The organism is Muricoccus roseus (assembly GCF_900141905.1).
GTDB classification, from domain to species: domain Bacteria; phylum Pseudomonadota; class Alphaproteobacteria; order Acetobacterales; family Acetobacteraceae; genus Roseomonas; species Roseomonas rosea.
This window is the reverse complement of sequence record NZ_FQZF01000007.1, coordinates 137,580-161,771: the sequence shown is the minus strand read 5'-3', so window position 1 is coordinate 161,771 and position 24,192 is coordinate 137,580. Positions and strand designations below refer to the sequence as shown.

The window sequence follows — 24,192 nt, the reverse complement described above, 5'->3', positions numbered from 1 at the left end:
TTTGATATGGGGGCGCGGGCTGACCTGACCGTCGCCGAGGGTCATGGACCCTCGGCGCACCTCCAGCCCCGCATTCCACGGCCGTCTTCCAAAAGAAGATGAGGGAGGGTCCGGGAGGGAGAATTCCTTCTCCCTTCCGGGGGCAACCGTCACCGCCTCTGGGGAGGAATCGACTCACCAGCGTGAGTCCTGGGGATGAATCCGGGCCTCTTCCGGCCCTCTCTGAGTCATGGGGGTGGTGAGTCACGACTCACGCCACCGGGGATGGAATCCCCGCGCCGGGGGAGGAGTCCTGCGGAGCGAGTCATCGACTCGGCGCGTGTTAGCGAGTCGCCAAGCCTCTCAGCCTGTGGAAAACCCTCGGGACGGGATGCGCCGGGGATTGCGTCCACAGGACTCACAGGGTCCCTAAACCACCACTCCTTTCTTAAAGACCTTAATTCGAGTGAAAGGGGCGCGATGAACGCCGTGGACAAGCCCTTCCTTCGTGCCCTGGGTGGCGAGGCCGTGTGGCCGCCCCCGATCTGGCTGATGCGCCAGGCTGGCCGGTACCTGCCGGAGTACCGCGCGACGAAGGAGCGCGCGGGCGGGTTCCTGGAGCTGTGCCTGAACCCGGAGCTCTCGGCGGAGGTGACCTTCCAGCCGCTGCGGCGCTTCGCCCTGGACGCGGCCATCCTGTTCACGGACCTGCCGATGCTGCCCTGGGCCATGGGGCAGGGGCTTCGCTATGGGCAGGGCGGGGCCGATGGGGTGGGGCCGATCCTGGAACCCGTGCGGGACGCAGCCGCGATGGCGGCGCTGAAGCCGGCCGAGGCGGCGCGGCGGGCAGCGCCGATCATGGAGACGGTGAGCCGGATCCGGGCCGGGCTGGAGCGGGACCACCCGGGGGTGGCGCTGATCGGCTTCGCGGGCGCCCCCTGGACGGTGGCTTGTTACATGATCGACGGCCGCGGCGGGCATGGCTTCCCCGTGGCACGGCGGATGGCCGAGGAGGATCCGGCGCTGCTGGACCGGCTGTTCGAGGGGCTGCTGGAGGCGTCGGAGGCCTATCTGGTGGCGCAGGCCGAGGCGGGGGCGGAGGCGCTGATGCTGTTCGACTCCTGGGCCGGGCTGCTGCCGCCGGAGGGGTTCGAGCGCTGGGTGATCGAACCGACCGCGGCGCTGGTGCGGCGCCTCCGGGCGCGGCTCGGGCCGGATTTCCCGCTGATCGGCTTCCCGCGGCTGGGGGGAGACGGGATTCCGGCCTATGCCGAGCGCGTGGGGGTAAATGCCGTGGGGCTGGACGAGACGCTGGACCCGGTGGAGGCCGCGGCCATGATGCCGCCGGGCGTGGCGCTGCAGGGCAACCTGGATTCCAAGGTGCTGGTGGCCGGGGGCGAGGCGCTGGAGGCTGCGACGGGCCGCATCCTCTCCGCCATGAAGGGGCGGCCCTTCGTGTTCAACCTGGGCCATGGCATCACGCCCGACACGCCCATCGAGCATGTCTCGGCGCTCGTCACCCAGGTGAAGGCTGCCCGTTGAACGTGGTGCCCGGGAGCCGGGGGGATATCTCCCCCCGGCCATTCTCCCCTATCTAGCCCTCATGCCCCGCGCCCTCATCCTCGACACCGAAACCACCGGCCTGGACCCCGCCACCGGCGACCGGGTTCTGGAAGTGGCCGCGATCGAGGTGGTGAACCTGATGCCCACCGGCCGGCACTTCCACCGGCTGATCAACCCGCAGCGCGACGTGCCGCCCGAAGCGACCAAGGTGCACGGCTTCACGGCCGAGATGCTGGCGGACAAGCCGCTCTTCGCCGCCATCCTGCCGGAGCTGCTGGACTTCCTGGGCGACGACCCCGTGATCGCCCACAACGCGCCCTTCGACTTCAACTTCCTGGACCACGAATTCGACCGCTGTGGCGCGCCGCGTATCCCGCGCAGCCGGATGGTCGATACGCTGGAGATGGCGAAGAAGCGCTTCCCCGGGCTGCCGAACAGCCTGGACGCGCTGTGCCGGCGCTTCGCCATCGACCTCTCGGCCCGCACCACCCACAACGCGCTGCTGGACGTGCAACTGCTCGGGCAGGTCTATCTCGAGCTCATGGGCGGCAAGCAGCCCGGGCTGGAACTGGCCACCGTCCTCGGCGGCTCCCGCTCCAGCCTGGCTTCGGTGGAAGGGCCGGTGCAGCGCACACCCCGGCCTATCGTCCCTACGCCGGAGGAACTGGAACGCCACGCGGCCTTTGTCGCGAAGCTGAAGGAACCGGTCTGGGCGACGCTGGAAGGGGCTTAGTGCCGCAAAGGGCTCCGCCCTTCACCCGCCAAGGGCCTGAGGCCCTTGGAACCCCATCGGACTGCCGTGGATGCCCCGGATCGAAGGGGTCTCTCGTCGAAGGGTGCTGATCCTGCGTCTGCAGTCGCCTGAGGTCATCGACCTCAGGCGCACCGTCAGCCGAGTGATTCCAAACTGATAGAAAAAGATGATGGGTCGAAGGCACTGCCTTCGACGGGTCTGGGGAGAGGAAGAATTCCTTCTTCCTCTCCCCAGGACAGACCGACAGATCAGATCCCGCCATCCTCCTGCTCCACCGCCTGTACCAGGCATTGCAAGGCGTCGCGCAGGGACCGGGCTTCGCAGACCCCGCCGCCGGCTTCGCGCAGCGCGGCCATGACGGGGCTGTCGCGATCGGCGCCCCAGAGGCCGGCGACGAGGGCGGCTTCGGGGAAGCGGCGGCGCAGGCGGCGCATGGTGTAGCGGGCGCTGGCGGCGCCGCTGCCGCCGTCGAGGGCGGAGAGGATGACCGCCTGGACGCCTTCGGGGGCCGGGGCAGCGTCGCGCAGGGCTTCGTTGGGCAGGGCGGTGACGCCGAAGCCCTTCAGGGCGAGGACCTGGGCGAGCATGACGGTGGCCTGTTCGTCCAGCCGGCCGCGACCGGCGACGCAGAGCACGGCGCCGCGCTGTTGCCAGGCGGGCGGCAGGACCGGGTCGGGCAGGGGCTCGGCGGCTTCGGCCTGGGGGTTTTCCACGGGGCCGTCGGTGACGAGGGCGGGGAGCTCGGTGTCCTCATGCTCCGAGAGGTCGTCCAGCAGGCCGTCCACGCGGGTGCGGAGGGTGTCCAGCCGGCTGCGGGTGAGGGCGCCGCGGGTGGCATCCCCCTGGGCGAGGGCGAGGCCCGGGAGGGCGACGGTGTCGTAATAGGCCTGGAGGGGGAGGCCGCGGAGCTGGAGCTCGGCCTGCTCGGCCAGCCCGTCCCCGTCGCCGGCCAGGGCGCGCTGGTAGAAGGCCTCGGGCGGCTCCAGCGCCGCCCGGTCTCCCAGCAGCACGTCCAGGAACTCCAGCCGGTCCACATGGCGGCCCAGGACCACCAGGCCGACGGTGAGGGGCGTGGCGAGGAGGAGGCCGATGGGACCCCAGAGCCAAGCCCAGAAGGCGGTGGCGAGGAGCACGGCCACTGGGGAGAGGCCGGTGGAGTGGCCATAGACCAGGGGTTCGAAGACCTGGCCCATCAGCGGTTCGGCCAGGCCGAAGAGGACGACCACCCAGATGAGCATGGTCCAGCCCGGATCCACCGCGATGGCGAGGAGGACGGGGAAGGCGGCGGCGATGAAGCCGCCGATGAAGGGCACGAAGCGCATCAGCCCGGCGATGACGCCCCAGAGCAGGGGGTTGGGGATGCCGATGGCCCAAAGGCCGATGGTGATGCCGATGCCGAAGCCGGTGTTCAGCGCCGTCTGCGCCAGGAAGTAGCGGGAGAGGCGGGACGCGGCCTCGTTCAGCGCGGCGGTGGTGCGCTGGAGGTCGCGCGAGCCCATGAGCTTGATGAGGCGGTCGCGCAGGTCTTCCCGGTAGAGGAGGAGGAAGACGACGAAGACGATGACGATGCCGGTGGTGGCAACGGGGCCCAGGAGGGGCCCGACCACGCGCTGCAGGACGGTGAGGATGCCGGGGGTGGGTTCCCGCACCTCGACCGGCAGGGGCGGCAGGCCGGCCTGGGGGGCGGCGGCGGAGGGGGGTTCGGCGCGGCGGGCGAGGTTCTCGCCCAAGGCCTGGAGCATTTCGGAGGCGCGGCCGATCAGCCCGCCCCCGCCGCCGAACAGGCCGTTCAGCTTCTGGGTGATGGTTGCCTGGTAGTAGGGAAGCTCGTTGGCGAGGTCCGCGAGCTGGCGGCCCATCAGGGCGCCGACGCCGGAGAGGACACCGACGGCGAGGATGACGCCCAGCAGCTCCGCCGCCACGCGGGGCACGCCCAGGCGGCGGATGGCCTTGACCACCGGCGCCAGCACGAAGGCGAGCAGGACCGCCATGGCCAGCGGCACCAGCAGTTCCCGCGTGAAGTAGAGGACGCCGACGATGGCGATGCCCGCATAGAAGACCCCGGGTCCCCCGCTGGGCACGCCGGCCGCCGGGACCTCGCTGGCGAGGTTGGAGGAGGCCAGGCTGGAGCCCCTGGAGCGGAAGGGGCGGGGGGTGATCGGCTCGGGCATGGTCTCCCCGTGGGACAGGACCGGGGGGGAACGCGGCGGGCGGAGGTTTGTCACAGGTTGGTTGCCGGCGAGGGTGCCCTGGCCGGATCGGGGCCCCGCCCTTATCTTCCGGCCAGGATTTCCCAGGACTGGCCGAGGCCCGATGCGCGACCCCAACTTCACCGGCTACACCCCCAACCGCGTCTCCGGCGTGACGGCGGAGGAGGTGATCACCGTCACCTCGCGCCATGTGCCCTGCGACGGGGGCGGGGGTGCGCTCGGGCATCCGATGATCTGGATGCGGATCGAGGGGGAGGAGATCACCTGCCCCTATTGCTCGCGCACCTATCACCTGGCGCCCGGCACGGGCGACGACGGGCACCACTGAGCCCGGCCGGCGGGGGAAGGGCCGTGGCGCGCGGGGCGTGAGCTTCCGGCCCCCTCGCCCCGCCTTTCCGGTTCGGGCGCGCGGGTTTCGCCGGCGCGCCGGTGCTACACCCCGAGGATAGTCGGGGTCCGGGGGAATGCCTTCCCCCGCTCTTTTGCTCCGCACAGGACGAGACATGGCCACGGATCGCGAGAACGCCGACGAGGCCGCCGACAAGGCGCCGGTGGACGACCCCGTCATCGCCGAGGTGAACACCGACCGCCACCTGATCCTGGTGGACGGGTCGGGCTACATCTTCCGCGCCTTCCACGCGCTGCCGCCGATGACCAACCCGGCGGGGGTGCCGGTGAACGCCGTGTTCGGCTTCACGCAGATGCTGGCGAACTTCCTCTCCAAGCATGCGGGCAGCCATATCGCGGTGGTGTTCGATGCCTCGCGCAGCACGTTCCGCAACACGATCTATCCCGAGTACAAGGCCCAGCGTCCGGAGGCGCCGCCGGAGTTGGCGCCGCAGTTCGGGCTCATCCGCGAGGCGACGGATGCCTTCTGCGTCGCGCGGGTGGAGCTGGACGGCTACGAGGCGGATGACCTGATCGCGACCTATGCCACCGCCTTCGCGAAGGAGGGCGGGCAGGTCACCATCGTTTCCTCGGACAAGGACATGATGCAGCTGGTGGATGGGCGCATCCGCATGCTGGACCCCATCAAGCAGAAGCCGATCCATGCCGCCGAGGTGCTGGAGAAGTTCGGCGTGATGCCGGAGAAGGTGGTGGAGGTGCAGGCGCTGGCCGGCGATTCCACCGACAACATCCCGGGCGTGCCGGGCATCGGCATCAAGACCGCGGCCCAGCTCATCGACCAGTATGGCGATGTGGAGACGCTGCTTTCGCGCCTCTCCGAGATCAAGCAACCCAAGCGGCGCCAGGCGCTGGAGGAGAATGCGGAGAAGGCGCGCATCTCCCGCAAGCTGGTGGAGCTGGACCGTAACGCCCCCCTGCCCTGCCCGATGGACGATCTGAAGACGCGGGGGCCGGAGCCGGGCAAGCTGGTCGCCTTCCTGAAGGCTCAGGGCTTCCGCAGCGTGCAGCACCGGCTGGGGCTGGATGCGACGGGCGAGGTGCCGGTCTCCCGCCCCGCGGGCCCCGCGCCCGCCCCCGTGGCGCTTTCGCTGCCCGCCGAAGGGCCGGCCTTCGGCCCTTATCAGACGATCACCACCATCGACGCGCTGCATGACTTCGTCAGGGCGGCGCGCGAGACGGGGGTGATGGCGCTGGACACCGAGACGAGCAGCCTGGATGCGCTGAACGCTTCGCTGATCGGCATCTGCATGGCGGTGGCGCCGGGGAAGGCCGCCTACCTGCCGCTGCGGCACGAGGGCACGGACATGCTGACCCCCGCGCCGGAGCAGCTGCCCTTCGATGCGGCGATCGAGGTGCTGCGGCCAGTGCTGACCGACCCTTCGGTGCTGAAGGTGCTGCACAACGCGAAATACGACCTGGAGGTGCTGGGCCGCGAGGCGAATGGCGGCTTCGCGGTGTCGCCCGTCGACGACACCATGATGATCTCCTACAGCCTCGATGCCGGGCGGCATGGGCATGGGATGGACGAGCTCTCCCGCCGGCATCTCAACCACCAGCCCATCACCTATGACGAGGTGACGGGCACCGGGCGCACGCGCAAGCCCTTCGCCCAGGTGGCGCTCGACATGGCAACGGCCTATGCCGCCGAGGATGCCGATGTGACGCTGCGGCTATGGCAGGTGCTGCGGCCGAAGCTGCGGCAGGAAGGGGCGCTCATGCTCTACGAGCAGGTGGAGCGCCGAATGATCACCGTACTGCGCGACATGGAGGTCGCGGGCGTGAAGGTGGACGGGCCGGCGCTGAAGCAGACCGGCGCCGAGTTCACCGAGCGCATGGCGGCGCTGGAGAAGGAGATCCACGAGATCGCGGGGCGGCCCTTCGCCGTCGGTTCGCCCAAACAGCTCGGGGACATCCTGTTCGGCGAGATGGGGCTGCAGGGCGGCAAGAAGGGCAAGTCTGGCGCCTATTCCACCGATGCGGCGACGCTGGAGGAGCTGGCGGCGAGCACCGGCCACCCGCTGCCGCGCAAGGTGCTGGATTGGCGGCAGCTCTCGAAGCTGAACTCGACCTATGTCGAGGGGCTGCAGGCGCAGATCGCATCCGATGGGCGCGTGCACACGGATTTCTCGATGGCGATCACCAGCACGGGCCGGCTCTCCTCCACCGAGCCGAACCTGCAGAACATTCCCATCCGCACCGAGGAAGGCGTGCGCATCCGCCGTGCCTTCGTGGCGGAGCCGGGGCATCTGCTGCTGGCGGCGGACTATTCGCAGATCGAGCTGCGCCTGCTCGCGCATGTGGCGCAGGTGCCCTCCCTGCTGGAGGCCTTTGCCACCGGGCAGGACATCCATGCGCGCACGGCGTCGGACATCTACCGCATCCCGCTGGACCAGGTGGACCGCGAGGCGCGGCGGCGCGCGAAGACGATCAACTTCGGCATCATCTACGGCATGTCCGCCTTCGGCCTGGCGGGGCGGCTCGGCATCGGGCCCGCGGAGGCGCGCGGGATCATCGATGCGTATTTCGCGCAATACCCCGGCATCCGCGACGCGATGGAGCGCTTCAAGGAAGACGCGCGCAGCAACGGCTACGTGCAGACGCCCTTCGGGCGGAAGCTGTGGATCCCGGAGATCGCCTCACGCAACCAGGGGCTGCGCGGCAACGCGGAACGCGCGGCGATCAACGCGCCCTTCCAGGGCGGCGCGGCGGAGGTGATCAAGCGCGCGATGGTGCGCGTGCCCTCCGCCCTGCGCGATGCGGGGCTGGGCGCGCGCATGCTGCTGCAGGTGCATGATGAACTGCTCTTCGAAGTGCCGGAGACGGAGGTGGAAGCAACCACCCCCGTGGTGCGCGCGGTGATGGAGAATGTCGCGACACTTTCCGTTCCGCTGGCCGTCGAAATCGGGACGGGGCATTCCTGGGCTGAGGCGCATTGAGCGGATTCTGAACTGATGGTCTGTCCGGGGAGAGGAAGAAGGAATTCTTCCTCTCCCCGGACCCCTCACCTTCTTCTTTTTTTGAAAGTTTGGAATCACGGGGCTGACGGTGCGCCTGAGGTCGATGACCTCAGGCGACTGCAACGGCAGAACCGGCACCTAGCAACCAGAGACCCCTTCGATCAGGGTATCCACGGCAGTCAGACGGGGTTCCAAGGGCCTCAGGCCCTTGGCGGGTGGAGGGCGGAGCCCTCCTCGACGCCATCACCCCGGCGTCTTCTCACACTGGATGAGATAGACGGCCCGGTTCGCTGTTTCGCCCACTTCCACGGCGCCGCGCTCGGGGGTGGAATCCGCGCCCAGGGCTGGTGTCACGCCCGCTGCGCGCAGGAAGGCGATGGCGCGGTCGGACTTCACCGCGAAGTTCACGTTCTGCAGGGCTTCGCTGCGGCGGCCGCCGAGGCTGGCGGTGGTGATGCCGACGACGCGGGCGCGCATGTCCAGCAGCGGGCCGCCGGAGTTGCCGGGCTGGAGCGGGGCGCTGAACTGGAGGCGGGTGGGGTCCCCGCGGAAGCCGCCGAGGCCGCTGACCTCGCCGCGGGTCAGCTTCGGGTCGGCCGAGAGGACGCCGGCGAGGGGGTGGCCGTAGGTGATGACGTCCTCGCCCCGGCGTGGGGCTTCGGCGCGGAAGGGGAGGGTGGGGCCGGTGAGGCCGGGGACGTGGAGCACGGCCAGGTCCAGTTCCCGGTTCGCCTGGACCGGGGCGACGGCGTTGAAACGGTAGCCGCTGGGCGCGCGCAGGGTGATGCGGGCGCAGCCATCGACGACATGCTGGTTGGTCATCACCCGCTCGGGCGCGACGAGGAAGCCGGTGCCGGTATTGCCGCGCGCCGCCGCTGGGGAGCGGCCTGAGGCGGCCTGGATGGAGGAGGGCTCGAAGAGCACGGCGGGCTGGGCGCAGACGTCATGGCCGGAGATCACGGCCTCCCGCCCATCGGCCAGGCGCAGGCGGAGGTCCAGGCGGCAGGGGGCTTCGGCCTTGCGGCGGAAGCGCTTCTCGGCGCCATCGGCCAGGGGCTCCCGGAGGCGGTTGCGGCCGCGGGGGTTGGTGGCGCCGGCTTCGGTGGCGATCAGGCCGTTGGCCGCCTGCCCCGTGCGGTTCGTCACGCGCCAGCTGCTCGCCGGGGATTGGGCGAGGGCGGAGGGGGCGAGCAGCGGGAGGAGGAGAAAGGGGAGGAGGCGGCGCATCACGGAAGTGTGAGGCGAGGGGCCCGGCCTTGGGAAGGGGAATCAGCGCGCGGGCGGCGTGACCAGCCGGCGCACCGCCCGCTGGGCGTGGTGGCGGGAGAGGCCGGTGTGGATGAGATGGTCCGCCCGCCGGCGGCGGAGTGCATCGGGCACCTGGCGCGCGAGGATGGCCTTCAGCCGCTCCTCCGTCATGCCCGGGCGGCGGAGGACGCGGGCGCGCTGGATGGCGGGCGGGGCGGTGACGACCACCACCTCGTCTACACGCTTCTCCCCGCCTGTTTCGAACAGAAGGGGGACATCCAGCACGGCCAGGCGCTCCCCCCGGCGGCGCGCGGCGGCGAGGAAGCGCTTCTCCTCCAGCCGGACGAGAGGATGCACGATGGCCTCCAGCCGGCGCAAGGCGGGTTCGTTGCCCAGCACGGCCCGGCGCAGCGCCTCGCGGTCCACGCGGGGCCCCCGGGGCGTGGGGCGGGTGGTTCCGGGGAAGGCGGCCTCGATGGGGCGCACCGCCGCCCCGCCGGGGCCCTGGAGCCGGTGCACGGCCGCATCGGCGTCGAAGACCGGGATGTGCAGGCGGCGCAGCGTGGCGGTGGCGGTGGACTTGCCCATGCCGATGCCGCCGGTAAGGGCCCAGACCTTCATCGGGGCGGGATGTCCGCCGCGATGAGGCCGCGCAGCTCGGCATCCACCGAGGGCATGGCGCCGAACCAGGCCTGGAAGCCGCGCCGGCCCTGGTGGAGGAGCATGCCCAGCCCGTCCACGCCCCTCAGGCCACGGGCGCGGGCGGCGGCGAGGAGCGGGGTTTCGAGCGGCACATAGACGATATCGGCGACCACCGCCCCGGCGGGCAGGGGGGCGAGGTCGATGGCGAGCGGCGGCTGGCCCTGCATGCCCTGGCTGGTCGTGTTCACCAGCAGGGCAGCCTCTTCCAGTGGCGGGGCGGTGGCGACCTCGACGGCGGCGCCATGGGCCGAGAGCTCGGCCGCCAGCGCCTCGGCCCGGGCGGGGCTGCGGTTCACGAGGGTGAGGCGAGGGCAACCGGCCGAGAGCAGCGCATGGGCCACCGCCCGGGCACCGCCGCCCGCGCCGAGGATGACGGCGGGGCCGCGTTTCACGTGGAACTCCGGCGCCTGTTCCCGCAGGCTTTCGAGGAAGCCCCAGCCATCGGTGTTCCAGCCCTCGATCCGGCCGTCCTCACGGAACACCAGCGTGTTCACGGCGCCGATGCGGCGGGCCTCCTCCTCCACGATGTCGCAGGCGGCGAGGGCGGCTTCCTTATGGGGGATGGTGACGTTGGCGCCGCGGAAGCCGAGATCGGCCAGGGCGCGCATGGCCGTGGGGAAGCGTTCCGGCGCGACGGGCAGAGGAACATAGGCGCCGTCGATGCCGTGGCGGGCCAGCCAGATGCCGTGCAGTCGGGGCGAGCGGGAATGGGAGACGGGCCAGCCGAGAAGGCCCGCCAGTCGTGTCTTGCCAGTGAGGGTGCGGGGCTCGGGCTGCATGGGGCAGGGATAGCGCAGGCGGGCGGGCGCGTCAGGGCGGGCGTTCAGTGGAACGCCTCGACCGTGTGGCGGCGGCTGAGGAGGAAGGTATCAGCCACGAGGGCCAGGGGCGCGAGGTCCACCTCGGAAGCACCCTGACCGGCCAGGGCGGTGAAGCGGCTGTAGATCGCGGGATACTCGGCCTTGGGCTGGTCCAGCAGCAACAGCCCGCCCTCCAGCAGCCGGCGGCCGCCGCGCTCGATCGCGAGCGGGCCTTCATCCGTCTCGATCCGGATGGTCCAGTCCTCCGGGCCGGTGGGGCGCCAGTCGAAGGCCGCGCGGCCGTCCAGGCCCTCGGTGTCGGTGAAGCGGAGATGGGCGGCGATGGGGGTGGCGCGGTTCGCGGGAAGGAGCAACTCGGCATCCGTGACGAAGACCGGCCGGGGCAGGATCCGGGTGAGGATCGAGAGCGCATTGATGCCGGGGTCGAAGACGCCGAATCCGCCGGGTTCCCAGATCCAGTCCTGGCCGGGATGCCAGTGGCGGACATCCTCCTTCCAGTCGATGCGGATGGCGCGGATGCGGCGGGTGGCGAGGCGGGCGCGGGCGGGTTCCACGGCGGGTGCGTGGCGGGAATGCCAGGTGGCGTAGAGGGTCCGGTGTTGGCGGTGGGCGAGGTGCGTCAGCGCCGTCACCTCCGCGACCGTCGCGCCGGGGGGCTTCTCCAGCAGCACATGCTTGCCGGCCGCGAGCGCCGCGGCGGCGAGGCGGGTGCGGATCGCGGGCGGCGTGCAGAGAGCGACGGCGTCGAAGCCGGTGCCGGAGGCGAGGAGGGCTTCCAGCGAGGGGAAGGCGGGAATGCCGGGCAGCGAGGCCTGGGGATCGGCCGTGGCGGCGAGCCGTGCGCCGGGCGCGCGGGAGATGGCATCCACATGCCGGTCCCGCGCCACCTTGCCGAGGCCGATGATGGCGATGCGGCATGCGTCCTGCGGGTCCATGCAGTGCTCTCTCCCTGGGTGGTCCCTGGTATGGGGCGGGGCTCGCATGGCGTCACCCCGGTGCCCCCCTGGCGCGGCGCCGCGAGGGATGCCACCAAAGCGCCGAACGCGATCACGGATGGACGGCCATGGCGAAGACCCTGCGGGTGGCGGTGCAGATGGACCCGATGGAGAGCATCGGGATCGAGGGGGACAGCACCTTCGTCCTCATGCTGGAGGCGCAGGCGCGCGGCCATGCGCTCTGGCACTACCATGTGAAGGACCTGGCGCTGGATGCCGGGCGGGTGACGGCCTGGGCGCATCCGGTGGAGGTGCGCCGCGTGAAGGGCGACCACTTCACCTTCGGCGACCCGGTGGAGCTGGATCTGGGCCGGGACGTGGACGTGGTGCTGATGCGCCAGGATCCGCCCTTCGACATGGCCTACATCACGGCCACCCACATCCTGGAGCACATCCACCCCAGGACGCTGGTGGTGAACGACCCGGCCAGCGTGCGGAACGCGCCGGAGAAGCTCTTCGTCACCCATTTCCCGGACCTGATGCCGGAGACGCTGGTGACGGCGGACCGCCGCCGCATCGCGCGGTTCCGCGAGACGCACGGGGACATCATCATCAAGCCGCTGTTCGGCAATGGCGGCGCGGGCGTGTTCCACCTGCGGCCCGACGACCCCAACATGAACTCCCTCATCGAGATGTTCACCGAGCGCTCGCGCGAGCCGCTGGTGATCCAGAAATACGTCCCCGCCGTGCGGCAGGGCGACAAGCGCATCATCCTCGTGGATGGCGAGGCGCTGGGCGCCATCAACCGCGTGCCGGCGGAGGGCGAGGCGCGGTCCAACATGCATGTGGGCGGCAAGGCGGTGCAGACCGTGCTGACCGACCGCGAGAAGGAGATCTGCGCGGCGATCGGGCCGGAGCTGCGCAAGCGCGGCATGATCTTCGTCGGGATCGACGTGATCGGCGGCTACCTCACGGAGATCAACGTCACCTCCCCCACCGGCCTGCAGGAAGTGGCGCGCTTCGATGGCGTGCATCTGGAAAAGGCGATCTGGGATGCGATCGAGGCGAAGCGGTAGGGAGCGCGGGACGTGTCGGATGGGGACCTGAAGGGCGGGGCCTGGCGGGTCGCGCCTTCGCAATACGCCGCATCGCGCGCGGTGGAGTTCGCGCTGCCGGCCCGGCCGGCCTCGCGCTACTTGACCATGCGCGACGGGTGCCGGATCGCGGTGGATGTCTGGCTGCCGGAGGGGGCCACGGGGCCCGTGCCGGCGGTGCTGATCCTCACGCCCTACTATCGCCGCTTCGCCGTGGCGGAGGGGAGCGACGCCGACGCCGTTCCGAACGCGGGCAAGTTCATCCGCTACCTCGTGCCGCGGGGCTATGCCGTGGTGGTGGTGGACGTGCGCGGCACGGGCGCCAGCTTCGGCACGCGCGATAGCTTCCGCTCTCCCAAGGAGCGCGAGGACAGCCGCGAGATCACCGACTGGATCGTGGCGCAGGACTGGTCCGACGGGCGCGTGGGGGCGACGGGCATCTCCTATCCCGGCGCGGCCTCCGACTTCCTCGCCAGCACGGGGCACCCGGCCGTGAAGGCGATCGCGCCGCTCTTCGCCGTGTGGGACACCTATGCCGACAACTACTACCCCGGCGGCATCCTGCTGAAGGAGCTGGCGCGGAGCTATGACGCGCTGATGGTCGCCATGGACCATGACCGGCGCGACCTGCTGAAGAACTACGTCTACTACGCCAACCCCGACCTGCGCGGGCCGCATCCGGTGGACGAGGACCCGGACGGGGCGCTGCTGGCGCAGGCCATTCACGAGCATCTCGGCAACTTCCGGCAGCCGGATTTCATGGGGGAGTTCCGCTTCCGCGAGGAGGCGCTGCCCTATGACCCCTCCTTCAGCTCGGCCTCCTTCAGCCCCTATTCCGTGAGCCCGGGCATCCGGCCGGATGTGGCGGTGATGGCCGTCTCAGGCTGGATGGATGGGGCGGGCTACGCCAACGGCGCCATCTCGCGCTTCCTGACCCTGCGCGAGAACCCGGTGCACCTGCTGCTCGGGCCCTGGGACCACGGGGCGCGCTGCAACGTCTCGCCCTGGCGGAGCGGCATGACGCCGGATTTCGACCTGCTGGGCGCGCTGCTGCGCTTCTTCGACGAATACCTGATGGGGCAGGACACCGGGCTGCGTGGCGAGGCGCGGGTGCACTACTTCGCCCTGCATGCGGAGGAATGGCGCTCGGCCCAGGCCTGGCCGCCGGTGGTGGAGACGGAGCGGCTGTTCCTCGGCGCCGGCGGCGCGCTGGGGATGGAGGCGGGCGAGGCCGGCAGCGACGAGACGCGGGCGGATTTCGCGGCGGGCACCGGCAACGGCACGCGCTACGAGCGCATCGCGGGCATCAACAGCACCACCTATTACGCCGACTGGGCGGAGCGGTCGGCCGGGATGCTCTCCTGGACCTCGGCGCCCCTGGCCTCGGCGCAGGAGCTGGCGGGGCATGGCGTGGCGGAGCTGTGGCTGCAATCCAGCGAGCCGGACGCGGCACTCTTCGTCTACCTCTCCGAAGTCGAGGCGGATGGGACGGTGCGCTACGTGACGGAAGGCCTGCTGCGGGCCCTGCACCGCAAGGAAAGCCCGGCGCCCGAAACCTATCGCACCACCTGGCCCTTCCGCAGCTTCCGCCGGGAGGACGCGGCGCCGCTGGTGCCGGGAGAGGCGGTGCGCATCCGCGTGCCGCTGCTGCCGGTGGCCTGGCGCTTCGCCACGGGCAGCCGGATCCGGCTCTCGGTGGCGGGGGCGGATGCGGACCACTGCGTGCAGGTTCCGCATGGGCGGCCGCCAGTGCTGAATCTGCTTCGGGGCGGGGAACGGGCCTCGGCTTTGGAACTGCCGCTGGGGTGATTCTGGGCTGACGGTCTGTCCCGGGGAGAGGAAGAAGGAATTCTTCCTCTCCCCGGACCCCTCACCATCATCTTCTTTTGGAAGTTTGGAATCACGGGGCTGACGGTGCGCCTGAGGTCTAAGACCTCAGGCGACTGCAAGCGCAGGATCAATCCCCTTCACCCAGAGACCCCTTCAATCCGGGGTATCCACGGCAGTCAGACGGGGTTCCAAGGGCCTCAGGCCCTTGGCGGGTGAAGGGCGGAGCCCTTCCCTTCCCTTACCGCCCCAACCCTTCCCAGAACTCCTTCACACGGCTGAAGAAGCCCTCGCTTTCCGGGCTGGTGCGGCTGTTCGCCTCGGCCTCCGCCTCGAACTGCTCCAGCAGCTCGCGCTGCTTCGCCGTCAGGTTCTGCGGGGTTTCCACGGAGACCTGGACGTACATATCGCCGCGGGTTGCGCTGCGGAGCACGGAGAAGCCCTTGCCGCGCAGGCGGAACTGGTCGCCTGCCTGGGTGCCGGTGGGGATGGAGACGCGGGCGCGGCCGCCATCGATGCTCGGCACCTCCACCGTGCCGCCCAGTGCCGCCTGCGTCATGCGGAGCGGCACGCGGATGAAGATGTTGTTCCCCTCCCGCTGGAAGATCGGGTGGGGCTTGATGCCGATATCGACATAGAGGTCGCCGGCCGGTGCGCCGCGCAGCCCCGCCTCGCCTTCGCCGGCCAGGCGGATGCGCGTGCCTTCCTCGACGCCTGCGGGGATGGTGACGTTGAGGTTGCGGTCCTTCTGCACGCGGCCGGCGCCGTGGCAGACCTTGCAGGGGTTCTTGATGCTGCGCCCGGCGCCGCCGCAGGTGGGGCAGGCGCGCTCCACCAGGAAGAAGCCGGACTGCGCGCGCACTTTGCCCGCGCCCTTGCAGGTCGGGCAGGTCTCGGTCTGCGGCTTGCCGCCTTCCGCGCCGGTGCCGGAGCAGTTGTCGCAGCTGACGGAGGAGGGGACGCGAATGGTCGTCTTCGTGCCGGCGAAGGCTTCCTCCAGCGTGATCGTCACCTCGGTGCGCAGGTCGGAGCCGCGGCCGCTGGCCTGACCGCCCCCGCCGCGCCGGCCGCCGAGGTTGCCGAACATCTGCTCGAAGATGTCCTCGAACCCGCTGCCGCCGAAGCCGCCGCCGAAGGGGTTGCCGCCGCCACCCCCGCCGCCGTTCTCGAAGGCGGCATGGCCGTAGCGGTCATAGGCCGCGCGCTTCTCGGCGTCCTTCAGGACGTCATAGGCCTCGTTGCATTCCTTGAACTTCGCCTCGGCCGCCTTGTCCCCCGGATTGCGGTCGGGGTGGTGCTGCATGGCGAGCTTGCGGAACGCCTTCTTCAGCGCGTCCTCATTCGCGTCGCGGGGGACGCCCAGCACCTCGTAATAATCACGCTTGGCCATCTTGGTTCCCGTGCGGGGCGCGTCCGCGCCCTGTAGGGTTGCATTCGGGGGTGGTGCCGCAAAGAGAAAGCGCCCGGCCCGCTTCTCGCGATGCCGGGCGCCTCGTTCTCCTTACCGCAAGGGCGATCAGCCCTGCTTCTTCTTCGAGGGGTCCACGTCCTCGAACTCGGCGTCCACCACCTTCCCGTTCGGGTTGGCGTTGCTCGGGCCGCTGGCCCCCGCGCCGGCGTCAGCCTCGGCGCCCGGCTGGGCGGCCTCGGACTGCGCCTTGTACAGCGCCTCGCCGATCTTCATGGAGGCGGCGGAGAGACGCTCCCCGGCCGTCTTCATGGCGTCCAGGTCGTTGCCCTCCAGCGCGCTGCGCGCGGCGGAGAGAGCGGCCTCGACCTCGCCCTTGTCGGCATCGGCGAGCTTGTCGCCGTTGTCCTTCAGGGCCTTGTCGGTGGAGTGCACCAGGGCCTCGAGGTTGTTCTTCGCCTCGACGCTCTCGCGCCGGCGCTTGTCGGCCTCGGCATTCGCCTCCGCGTCCTTCACCATGCGCTCGATATCGGCATCCGACAGGCCGGAGCGGGCCTGGATCTTGATCTGCTGCTCCTTGCCCGTCGCCTTGTCCTTCGCCTGGACCGAGACGATGCCGTTCGCGTCGATGTCGAAGGTCACCTCGATCTGCGGCACGCCGCGCGGCGCGGGCGGGATGCCCTGCAGGTCGAAGTTGCCCAGCAGCTTGTTGTCCGCCGCCATCTCACGCTCGCCCTGGAAGACCTTGATGGTCACGGCCGTCTGGTTGTCGTCAGCGGTCGAGAAGGTCTGGGACTTCTTGGTGGGGATGGTGGTGTTGCGGTCGATCAGCCGGGTGAACACGCCGCCCAGCGTCTCGATGCCCAGCGACAGCGGGGTCACGTCGAGCAGCAGGACGTCCTTCACCTCGCCCTTCAGCACCGCGCCCTGGATGGCGGCGCCGATGGCGACCACCTCGTCCGGGTTCACGTTACGGGCCGGCTCCTTGCCGAAGAAGGACTTCACCGCCTCGATGACCTTGGGCATGCGGGTCATGCCGCCGACCAGGATCACCTCGTCGATCTCGCCCGCCGTCAGGCCGGCATCCTTCAGCGCGGCGCGGCAGGGCTCCAGCGTGCGCTGCACCAGGTCCTCGACCAGGCTCTCCAGCTTCGCGCGGGACAGCTGCAGCACCAGGTGCTTCGGGCCGGACGCGTCGGCGGTGATGAAGGGCAGGTTGATCTCGGTCTGCTTGGCCGAGGACAGCTCGATCTTCGCCTTCTCGGCGGCCTCCTTGAGGCGCTGCAGGGCGAGCTTGTCGCCGCGCAGGTCGATGCCGTTCTCCTTCTTGAACTCATCGGCCAGGTAGTCGATCACGCGCTGGTCGAAGTCCTCACCGCCGAGGAAGGTGTCGCCGTTGGTGGACTTCACCTCGAACACGCCGTCGCCGATCTCGAGGATGGAGACGTCGAAGGTGCCGCCGCCGAGGTCATAGACCGCGATGGTGCCGCCGTTCTTCTTGTCCATGCCATAGGCCAGCGCCGCGGCCGTCGGCTCGTTGATGATGCGCAGCACCTCGAGGCCCGCGATCTTGCCGGCCTCCTTGGTGGCCTGGCGCTGGGCGTCGTTGAAGTAGGCGGGGACGGTGATGACGGCCTGCGTCACCTTCTCGCCGAGATAGGCCTCGGCCGTCTCCTTCATCTTGCCGAGCACATAGGCGCTGATCTGCTGCGGGGCCTGCTTCTGGCCGCCGGCCTCGACCCAGGCGTCGCCGTTGTCGGCGCGCGCGATCTTGTAGGGGACGAGGGAGACGTCCTTCTGCACCATCGGGTCGTCGAAGCGGCGGCCGATCAGGCGCTTCACGGCATAGAGCGTGTCGGTCGGGTTGGTCACCGCCTGGCGCTTCGCGGCCTGGCCGACGAGACGCTCGCCGTTCTTGGCGAAGGCGACCATGGAGGGGGTGGTGCGCGCGCCCTCCGCGTTCTCGATGACCTTGGTGTCGCCGCCTTCCATGATGGCGACGCAGGAATTGGTGGTGCCGAGGTCGATACCGATGACCTTGCTCATCCGTTCACTCTCCTTCGCGGCGGCCGGGGCACGGCCCAGAGTCAGGCACCGTGCGCGGCCCCATTGTTCAACGCGGATGGGGTTGGGGGACGGGGCTCGCCCCGTCGGCCCTCGATGTATTCAGGGGCAGGGCGCGGGACAAGACCCCACTGCCCCAGATTTAAGCAGGTTAACCAGCCTTTCCGGCGACCACCACCATGGCGGGCTTCAGCAGGCGGCCGTTGATGGTCCAGGCTGGGGTCCAGGCGGTGATCACGGTGCCGGGCTCCACGCCCTCGGGCGCGGGCTGCTCGGCCATCGCCTGGTGCAGCTCGGGGTTGAAGGGCTTGCCGGCCGGGTCCTCGGCCTTCACCCCATGCCGCTCCAGCATCGCGATGAACGCGCGCTCCACGCCCTCGAAGCCGCCGCGCAGCTTGGCGATGGGGCCTTCATCGCCCTCGGGCGTCGGGGGCAGGGCGTCCAGGCCGCGGCGGAGGTTCTCGGCGGTGTCCGCCACGTCACGCGCGAACTTGGTCACGGCGTAGTTGCGGGCGTCCTCCAGCTCGCGCTTGTGGCGGTTGCGGAGGTTCTGCATCTCGGCCTCGGCGCGCAGCCACTTGTCGCGCATCTCGTTGAGCTGGGCGGTCAGGTCCGTGCCCTGGGCCTCGGTGCCGGGGGCCTCGGGGCTGGCCGTCGCGCCGGCCATGGATTCGGCTTCGGGGGTCGGGTGGGGGGTGTCGCTCATCGGGTGGTTCTGGTCTTTCCTGGCCCGGGAGGGCTCGTCTCGGCGCTTCACCTAGGGTCCGGCAGGCGGCGGGACAAGCCGGAAGGAGGGTGCCGGCGTGTTGCGCCGCAGCATCGGTTGGTCTCCCATAGGCCGATGCAAGCCCCTTCGACCCTGCCGAGTGCTCCGCCTGTACCCAGGGCCGGGGGCGGAGGTCCGCGGAGGTGAGCGCCGGCGCGGAGGCCCCCCGCCCATCCGTCCCGCTCTGGCTGCTGGCGCTGATCACCTTCAGCGGCACCGTGGGCATGTATCTCTTCGTGCCGGCGCTGCCCGGCGCGGCGATCGACCTGGGCGCCACCACGGGCGCCATGCAGCTGACCGTCAGCCTCTATGTGCTGGGACTGGCGCTCGGCCAGCCGGTCTATGGCCCGCTGTCGGACCGCTTCGGGCGGCGGCCGGTGCTGGTGGGCGGGCTGGTCCTCTACACCCTGGCCGGGCTGGTGGCCTGCCTCGCACCGAATGCCGAGGTGCTGATCGCCGCGCGGCTGTTCCAGGCGCTCGGGGGCTGTGCGGGGCTGGTTCTCGGGCGCGCCATCGTGCGCGACACCTCGGAGGCGAAGCTGGCGGCGCAGCGGCTGGCGCTGTTGAACCTGATGGTGACGGTGGGGCCAGGGCTGGCGCCGCTGCTGGGCAGCGCGGTGGTCGCCACGGCCGGCTGGCGGGTGGCGCTGGTGCTGCTCTGCCTGCTGGGTGTGGCCAACCTCGCCTTCACCTGGCGGCTGCTGCCGGAGACGGGGCTGCGGGACGCGCCGCCGGACGGGCCCACCCTGGTGCGGGACTATCTGCGGCTGCTCGGCTCCCCGGTCTTTCTCGGCTACGCCGTCTGCGGTGGCTGCATGACCACGGCCTCCTACGCCTTCTTCGGTTCCGCCCCCTTCATCTTCCGGGAACTGGGGCGGCCGGAGCATGAGGCGGGGATCTACCTGGCCCTTCTCATCATCGGGATCTCGATCGGGAACTGGCTGGCGAGCCGGCTGATCGCGCGCGCGGCGATCGACCGGGTGCTGCGGCTGGCGGGGGCGGTCAGCCTCGCTGCCACCGTGGCGCTGCTGGCCGTGGTCCTGGCCGGGTGGCTCTCGGTGGCCTCAGCCATGGGGTGCATGTTCGTCTTCACCATATGCGTCGGGGTCGGCGGGCCTTCAGCGCTGGCGCAGTCGATCAGCCTCAACCCCCGCGTCGTCGGCTCCGCCTCCGGCATCTATGGCTTCATCCAGATGGCGGTGGGGGCGCTCTGCTCGGGGCTGGCCGGGCTGGGGCAGGACCCGGCGCTGGCGGCCTCGCTGGTGCTGGTGGGGGCTGCGTTGACGGGCCAGGTGGCGCTGCGCCTGGCACTCCGGGGCAAGCGGAGGGCGGAAGGCGGCTGAACCTCGCGAGGCCCGGGCCAGAAAAGGCCATCAGCCCGGCTGAATTCCGCCTTGAGGAACCGTTAGAACGGGAGCACGTCCCGCCAGACCCGGAGTTGCCCCTTGCGCCGAGCCCTTGCGCTTCCCGCCGCCGGCCTGGCGCTGCTGCTCGCCGGCTGCGAGGCCCCCATGTCGGGCGCCTACTACCCCGGCAGCGCCTATGGCTATCCCCCCGGCCCCTACCAGCCCCAGCCCTACCCACCCCCGTCCTACCAGCCGCCCTCCTATCCGCAGGGTCTGCCCCCGCCCGGCTGGCGCCCGGAGGACCGGCCGGCCCAGGCCCCCTATGGCTACGCGCCACCCTCCGGAACGCTCTACGACACCCGGCCGGGCGATCCGCCGCCGGGCTGGAACCCCCCCGGGCCCCAGGAGGAGCCCGCCCCCTATGGAAGTGGCGCGGAGGGGAACGCCGCGCCGCCGCGGGACGACATGCCGCCCTATCTCGGCGGGCGATGGAGCCGGGATGAGGAGAACACCGGCCGCGAGGCACCGAGCCTCGGGCCGCGTACCTGGCAGTGACGGAGGGCTCCGCCCTCCCCCCGCCAAGGGCCTGAGGCCCTTGGAACCCCGTCTGACTGCCGTGGATACCGTTGACCGGCGGGGTCTCTGGTTGCGGGGGGCTGCTTCTGCCCTTGCAGTCGCCTCGGGTCCATGACCCGAGGCGCACCGTCAGCCCAATGATTCCAAACTCGAAGAAAAAGATGATGGTGAGGGGTCCGGGGAGAGGAAGAATTCCTTCTTCCTCTCCCCGGGACAGACCGACACCCCAGAAGAAGCCTACCGCCCAACCCCCGTCGGCGCCTCGGGCGTGACGAGGCCGCCGCCTTCGAAGGCGCGGAGGGACGGGTCGTCGGTGGAGTAGGCGACCTCCGTTCGGCCATAGGTCCCGCCCGCGTATTCGGCCCAGGGGCCGGCGGCCACCACGCCTGGCCCCAGGCGCGGGGTGACGCTGGCGAGGTAGTGGATGGTTTCGTCCGGCAGGATCATCGCGCCGGAGAGGAAGCCGTCGACCCGGTCCGGCCCCGCATTATAGGCGGCGGCGAAGCCGGGAGCGCCGTAGCGGTCGTGCATCTCACGGATATAGGCCGTGCCGGCGCGGATGTTGTCGCGGGGCTCGTAGGGGTCTTCCCCCAGGCCGTAGCGGGCCCGGAGGATGTCGTAGGTGCGCGGCATCACCTGCATCAGCCCCATGGCGCCGACCGGGGAGGTGATGGGCCAGCCGCTGGCGTCGTAGAGCCGGCCGCCGCTTTCCTGGCGCATGATGGCGCGGATCCAGGCCTCCGGCACGCCGAAGCGGGCGGAGGCCTCGCCGATATGCGGCCCCCAGGGGTCGGAGGGCGGGCCGGGGGTCGCGTAGCTCCGGGCGGCGTGGGAGCGGTAGACGGCGGCTTCGGTGCGGGCGGCGTTCAGGTCGTAGCCATAGTCGCCGCTGCCGCCATAGCCGCGGCGGCCGTCCCAGGCGGTCTGGGTGCCGCCACCGGCGCAGCCGGCCAGGGCGGCGGCGAGCAGCAGGGCGGGGAGGCGGCCAGAAGAGTGGTCATGAGGGCGCTGGGGCATCGGCGGGTTCCGGGCTGGGTCTTCGGCGCGGGCCGGATTGTGCCGCATGGGGCCCCGCCTTGCAGCGGCGGCGGGGAGAACGGCGGCGGAAGGGTGGCGCGGTGTGGCCTGGCGCCCACCATGGCGGGCCCGCGGCATCCCTGGCCCCTGCATGATGTTTTCGCGGAGGGGCGCTTGCCCCTTGACCCCGGGGGTGGAGGTGGCATCTGGCGCGATCATGAGCATCAGCACCGCCGACCTGCCTGCCGACCCGGCCGGGCCGCCCCCCTCGGATGGCCCGGAGGGGCGGCGCAAGCTGGCCGTCGTGCTGTTCAACCTCGGCGGCCCCGACAGCCCGGAGGCGGTGCGGCCCTTCCTGACCAATCTCTTCACCGATCCGGCGATCCTTCGCCTGCCCGGCTTCATCCGCCAGCCGCTGGGCCGCTTCATCGCGGCGCGGCGCACGAAGGAGGCTTCGGCCAACTACGCCATCCTCGGCGGCAAGTCGCCTTTACGGGAGCTGACGGAGGAGCAGGGGCGGGCGCTGGAGGCGGTGCTTTCGGCGGAAGGCGTGCAGGCGCGCTGCTTCGTCGCCATGCGCTACTGGCATCCCTTCACCGAGCAGGCGCTGCGGGAGGTGGTGGCCTGGGGCCCGGACGAGGTGGTGCTGCTGCCGCTCTACCCCCAGTTCAGCACCACGACGACGGGCAGCAGCCTGACCGCCTGGCGGGAGGCGGCCGCAAAGGCGGGCTTCGCCGCGCCGACCACCACCCTCTGCTGCTGGCATTCGGATGAGGGCTTCGCGGAGGCGACCGCCGCCATCGTCCGCCGCGCCTATGAGGAGGCGCGGGCGAAGGTGCCGGAGGGCGTGACGCTGCGCCTGCTGTTCAGCGCCCACGGCCTGCCCGAGACCATCGTGAAGCAGGGCGACCCCTATCAGTGGCAGGTGGAGCGCAGCGTGGAGGCCGTGGTGGAGGCGCTGGCGATGCCGGGCCTGGACCACGCGCTCTGCTACCAGTCCCGCGTGACGCCGCAGAAGTGGCTGGGGCCGAGTGCGGAGGAGGCGATCGCCCAGGCCGGGGCGGAGGGCGTGGCGCTGCTGATCTGCCCCATCGCCTTCGTCTCCGAGCATTCCGAGACGCTGGTGGAGCTGGACGTGGAGTATCGCGAGCTGGCCCATGAGAAGGGCGTTCCCGGCTATTTCCGCGTGCCCGCCCAGAATTCCGACCCGGCCTTCATCAAGGCCGTGGCGGCGCTGGTGAACAAGGTGCGGGCCGAGACGCGCGGCTCGCGCGACGCCGCGGGCGGCAAGCTCTGCTCCTTCGCCGGGGGGCGGCAATGCCCGAAGGGCCACAAGGACTGCCCGCATGGCGCGGCCCAGCCCCTGCGGGTGGCCGCGTGATGCGCCCCGCCGCCGTTCTCTTCGACTGCGATGGCGTGCTGGTGGACAGCGAGGCGGTGGCGAACGGTGCCGTCGCTGAGGACCTGAGCGAGCGCGGCTGGCCGCTGACCACCGAGGCCGCGAAGCTGGCCTTCATGGGCACGGCCCTGCCGGACATGGTGCCGCGCATCGAGCACCAGCTCGGCCGTAAGCTGCCGCCGGACTGGCCCCGCCAAATCGTGGCGCGGATCATCGCCCGCTACGATTCCGGCATCCTGGATGCCATTCCCGGGGCCGAGGCGGCGGTGGAGGCCGTGGCGGCGGCGGGGCTGCCCATGGCGGTCGCCTCCAATTCCGGGCGCGACGAGCTGCGGAACAAGGCCGGCATCTTCCCCTTCTTCCGGCATTTCGGCGGAAGGCTGCTCTGCTTCGAGGACGTGGCGCGCCCGAAGCCGCATCCGGACCTCTACCTGGCGGCGGCGAAGCTGTGCGGGGCGGACCCGCGGGATTGCGTGGTGATCGAGGACAGCGTGACGGGCGCGCGCGCCGGGCTGGCCGCCGGTTGCCGCGTGCTGGGCTTCGCGCATGAGACGCTGGCGATCGACCTGCTGGAGGCGGGGGTGAAGGAGGTGTTCACCACCCATGCCGCGCTTCCCGGCTTGCTCGGCATCGCGCCGGCGGGGGTGGCGGCATGACCGTGGACTGGCTGGCCAACCTCTATCCCTGGACCAAGGCGCTGCACCTGATCGCGGTCTTCGCCTGGATGGCGGGGATGTTCTACCTGCCGCGGCTCTACGTGTACCACTCGACCGTGCCGGTGGGTTCCGAGACCTCCGAGATGTTCAAGGTGATGGAGCGGCGGCTGCTGCGGGCCATCATCAACCCCGCCATGGGCGCCGCCTGGCTGCTGGGCATCACCCTGGTGCTGACCCCGGGGGTGGTGGATTGGAGCGCGGGTTGGTGGCACGGCAAGATGGCCGGCTTCCTCGGCATGAGCGCCTTCCACGGCCAGCTGGCCACCGCCCGGAAGCGCTTCGAGCGCGACGAGCGGCCGAAGAGCGAGCGCTACTGGCGGGCAGCAAACGAGATCCCGACCGTGCTGCTCATCCTCATCGTGGTAATGGTGATCGTGCGGCCCTTCTGAGGGCCTGGTTCTT

20 protein-coding genes are annotated in these 24,192 nt (G+C 70.8%); 11 read left to right on the top strand and 9 right to left on the bottom strand.

The window, feature by feature from the left end; all coding sequences use genetic code 11:
• Positions 1 to 459 precede the first annotated feature (459 nt).
• Positions 460 to 1,521 (top strand): uroporphyrinogen decarboxylase, encoded by a 1,062-nt coding sequence (gene hemE, locus BUB97_RS07770; protein WP_073133292.1) that lies wholly within the window; start codon positions 460 to 462, stop codon positions 1,519 to 1,521.
• 61 nt (positions 1,522 to 1,582) lie between these two features.
• Entirely contained in the window at positions 1,583 to 2,275 is a 693-nt protein-coding gene (dnaQ, locus tag BUB97_RS07765; RefSeq protein WP_073133290.1) for a DNA polymerase III subunit epsilon, read from the top strand.
• A gap of 269 nt (positions 2,276 to 2,544) precedes the next feature.
• On the opposite strand, the gene BUB97_RS07760 is transcribed toward dnaQ, so the two are convergent.
• Positions 2,545 to 4,467 (bottom strand): AI-2E family transporter, encoded by a 1,923-nt coding sequence (locus BUB97_RS07760; protein ID WP_086061989.1) that lies wholly within the window; start codon positions 4,465 to 4,467, stop codon positions 2,545 to 2,547.
• Between the two features lie 142 nt (positions 4,468 to 4,609).
• Here BUB97_RS07760 and BUB97_RS07755 point away from each other — a divergent pair, with 142 nt between their 5' ends.
• A complete protein-coding gene (locus BUB97_RS07755) occupies positions 4,610 to 4,834 on the top strand; it encodes a zinc-finger domain-containing protein (protein ID WP_073133288.1) in 225 nt (74 codons plus the stop codon).
• Positions 4,835 to 5,081: 247 nt separating this feature from the next.
• Entirely contained in the window at positions 5,082 to 7,850 is a 2,769-nt protein-coding gene (polA, locus tag BUB97_RS07750; RefSeq protein ID WP_073133418.1) for a DNA polymerase I, read from the top strand.
• Positions 7,851 to 8,114: 264 nt separating this feature from the next.
• Here the strand turns inward: polA and BUB97_RS07745 are convergent, their stop codons facing one another.
• The 4 genes from BUB97_RS07745 to BUB97_RS07730 are packed head-to-tail and all read right to left on the bottom strand — an operon-like array spanning position 8,115 to position 11,577.
• On the bottom strand, positions 8,115 to 9,098 hold the full coding sequence (locus BUB97_RS07745) for a trypsin-like peptidase domain-containing protein (RefSeq protein ID WP_073133286.1): 984 nt from the start codon (positions 9,096 to 9,098) through the stop codon (positions 8,115 to 8,117).
• A gap of 42 nt (positions 9,099 to 9,140) precedes the next feature.
• The gene (gene coaE, locus BUB97_RS07740) at positions 9,141 to 9,740 is read right to left on the bottom strand and encodes a dephospho-CoA kinase (RefSeq protein WP_073133284.1); all 600 of its coding nucleotides are present in this window, start codon (positions 9,738 to 9,740) and stop codon (positions 9,141 to 9,143) included.
• Positions 9,737 to 10,600 carry a shikimate dehydrogenase gene (locus tag BUB97_RS07735; protein WP_073133282.1) on the bottom strand — a complete coding sequence of 288 codons (864 nt, stop codon included), beginning with the start codon at positions 10,598 to 10,600 and terminating at the stop codon, positions 9,737 to 9,739. Before BUB97_RS07735 ends, coaE begins: the two co-directional genes overlap by 4 nt.
• 44 nt (positions 10,601 to 10,644) lie before the next feature.
• Positions 10,645 to 11,577, bottom strand: coding sequence for a Gfo/Idh/MocA family protein (locus BUB97_RS07730; RefSeq protein WP_073133280.1), 933 nt, complete (start codon positions 11,575 to 11,577; stop codon positions 10,645 to 10,647).
• A 128-nt stretch (positions 11,578 to 11,705) separates the two neighbouring features.
• Here BUB97_RS07730 and gshB point away from each other — a divergent pair, with 128 nt between their 5' ends.
• On the top strand, positions 11,706 to 12,653 hold the full coding sequence (gshB, locus tag BUB97_RS07725) for a glutathione synthase (protein ID WP_073133278.1): 948 nt from the start codon (positions 11,706 to 11,708) through the stop codon (positions 12,651 to 12,653).
• A 12-nt stretch (positions 12,654 to 12,665) separates the two neighbouring features.
• Positions 12,666 to 14,480 (top strand): CocE/NonD family hydrolase, encoded by a 1,815-nt coding sequence (locus BUB97_RS07720; RefSeq protein WP_073133276.1) that lies wholly within the window; start codon positions 12,666 to 12,668, stop codon positions 14,478 to 14,480.
• A 259-nt stretch (positions 14,481 to 14,739) separates the two neighbouring features.
• On the opposite strand, the gene dnaJ is transcribed toward BUB97_RS07720, so the two are convergent.
• The 3 genes from dnaJ to BUB97_RS07705 all read right to left on the bottom strand — a co-directional run bounded on the left by dnaJ (position 14,740) and on the right by BUB97_RS07705 (position 18,676).
• Positions 14,740 to 15,888, bottom strand: a complete 1,149-nt coding sequence (gene dnaJ / locus BUB97_RS07715; RefSeq protein ID WP_073133274.1) for a molecular chaperone DnaJ — start codon at positions 15,886 to 15,888, stop codon at positions 14,740 to 14,742.
• 126 nt (positions 15,889 to 16,014) lie between these two features.
• Positions 16,015 to 17,952 carry a molecular chaperone DnaK gene (gene dnaK, locus BUB97_RS07710; RefSeq protein WP_073133272.1) on the bottom strand — a complete coding sequence of 646 codons (1,938 nt, stop codon included), beginning with the start codon at positions 17,950 to 17,952 and terminating at the stop codon, positions 16,015 to 16,017.
• Positions 17,953 to 18,121: 169 nt separating this feature from the next.
• Complete coding sequence (locus BUB97_RS07705) at positions 18,122 to 18,676, bottom strand: nucleotide exchange factor GrpE (protein WP_073133270.1); 555 nt, start codon at positions 18,674 to 18,676, stop codon at positions 18,122 to 18,124.
• A 203-nt stretch (positions 18,677 to 18,879) separates the two neighbouring features.
• Here BUB97_RS07705 and BUB97_RS07700 point away from each other — a divergent pair, with 203 nt between their 5' ends.
• Positions 18,880 to 20,079, top strand: coding sequence for a multidrug effflux MFS transporter (locus BUB97_RS07700; protein WP_073133268.1), 1,200 nt, complete (start codon positions 18,880 to 18,882; stop codon positions 20,077 to 20,079).
• A 102-nt stretch (positions 20,080 to 20,181) separates the two neighbouring features.
• Positions 20,182 to 20,637, top strand: a complete 456-nt coding sequence (locus BUB97_RS07695; protein ID WP_073133266.1) for a hypothetical protein — start codon at positions 20,182 to 20,184, stop codon at positions 20,635 to 20,637.
• 258 nt (positions 20,638 to 20,895) lie between these two features.
• On the opposite strand, the gene BUB97_RS27430 is transcribed toward BUB97_RS07695, so the two are convergent.
• Positions 20,896 to 21,675, bottom strand: a complete 780-nt coding sequence (locus tag BUB97_RS27430; protein ID WP_073133264.1) for a lytic transglycosylase domain-containing protein — start codon at positions 21,673 to 21,675, stop codon at positions 20,896 to 20,898.
• 217 nt (positions 21,676 to 21,892) lie between these two features.
• Here BUB97_RS27430 and hemH point away from each other — a divergent pair, with 217 nt between their 5' ends.
• The 3 genes from hemH to hemJ are packed head-to-tail and all read left to right on the top strand — an operon-like array spanning position 21,893 to position 24,179.
• Positions 21,893 to 23,056 carry a ferrochelatase gene (gene hemH, locus BUB97_RS07685; RefSeq protein ID WP_086061987.1) on the top strand — a complete coding sequence of 388 codons (1,164 nt, stop codon included), beginning with the start codon at positions 21,893 to 21,895 and terminating at the stop codon, positions 23,054 to 23,056.
• Positions 23,056 to 23,730 carry an HAD family hydrolase gene (locus BUB97_RS07680; protein ID WP_073133262.1) on the top strand — a complete coding sequence of 225 codons (675 nt, stop codon included), beginning with the start codon at positions 23,056 to 23,058 and terminating at the stop codon, positions 23,728 to 23,730. The genes hemH and BUB97_RS07680 overlap by 1 nt, the downstream gene beginning before the upstream one ends.
• Complete coding sequence (gene hemJ / locus BUB97_RS07675) at positions 23,727 to 24,179, top strand: protoporphyrinogen oxidase HemJ (protein ID WP_073133260.1); 453 nt, start codon at positions 23,727 to 23,729, stop codon at positions 24,177 to 24,179. The genes BUB97_RS07680 and hemJ overlap by 4 nt, the downstream gene beginning before the upstream one ends.
• Positions 24,180 to 24,192 lie beyond the last annotated feature (13 nt).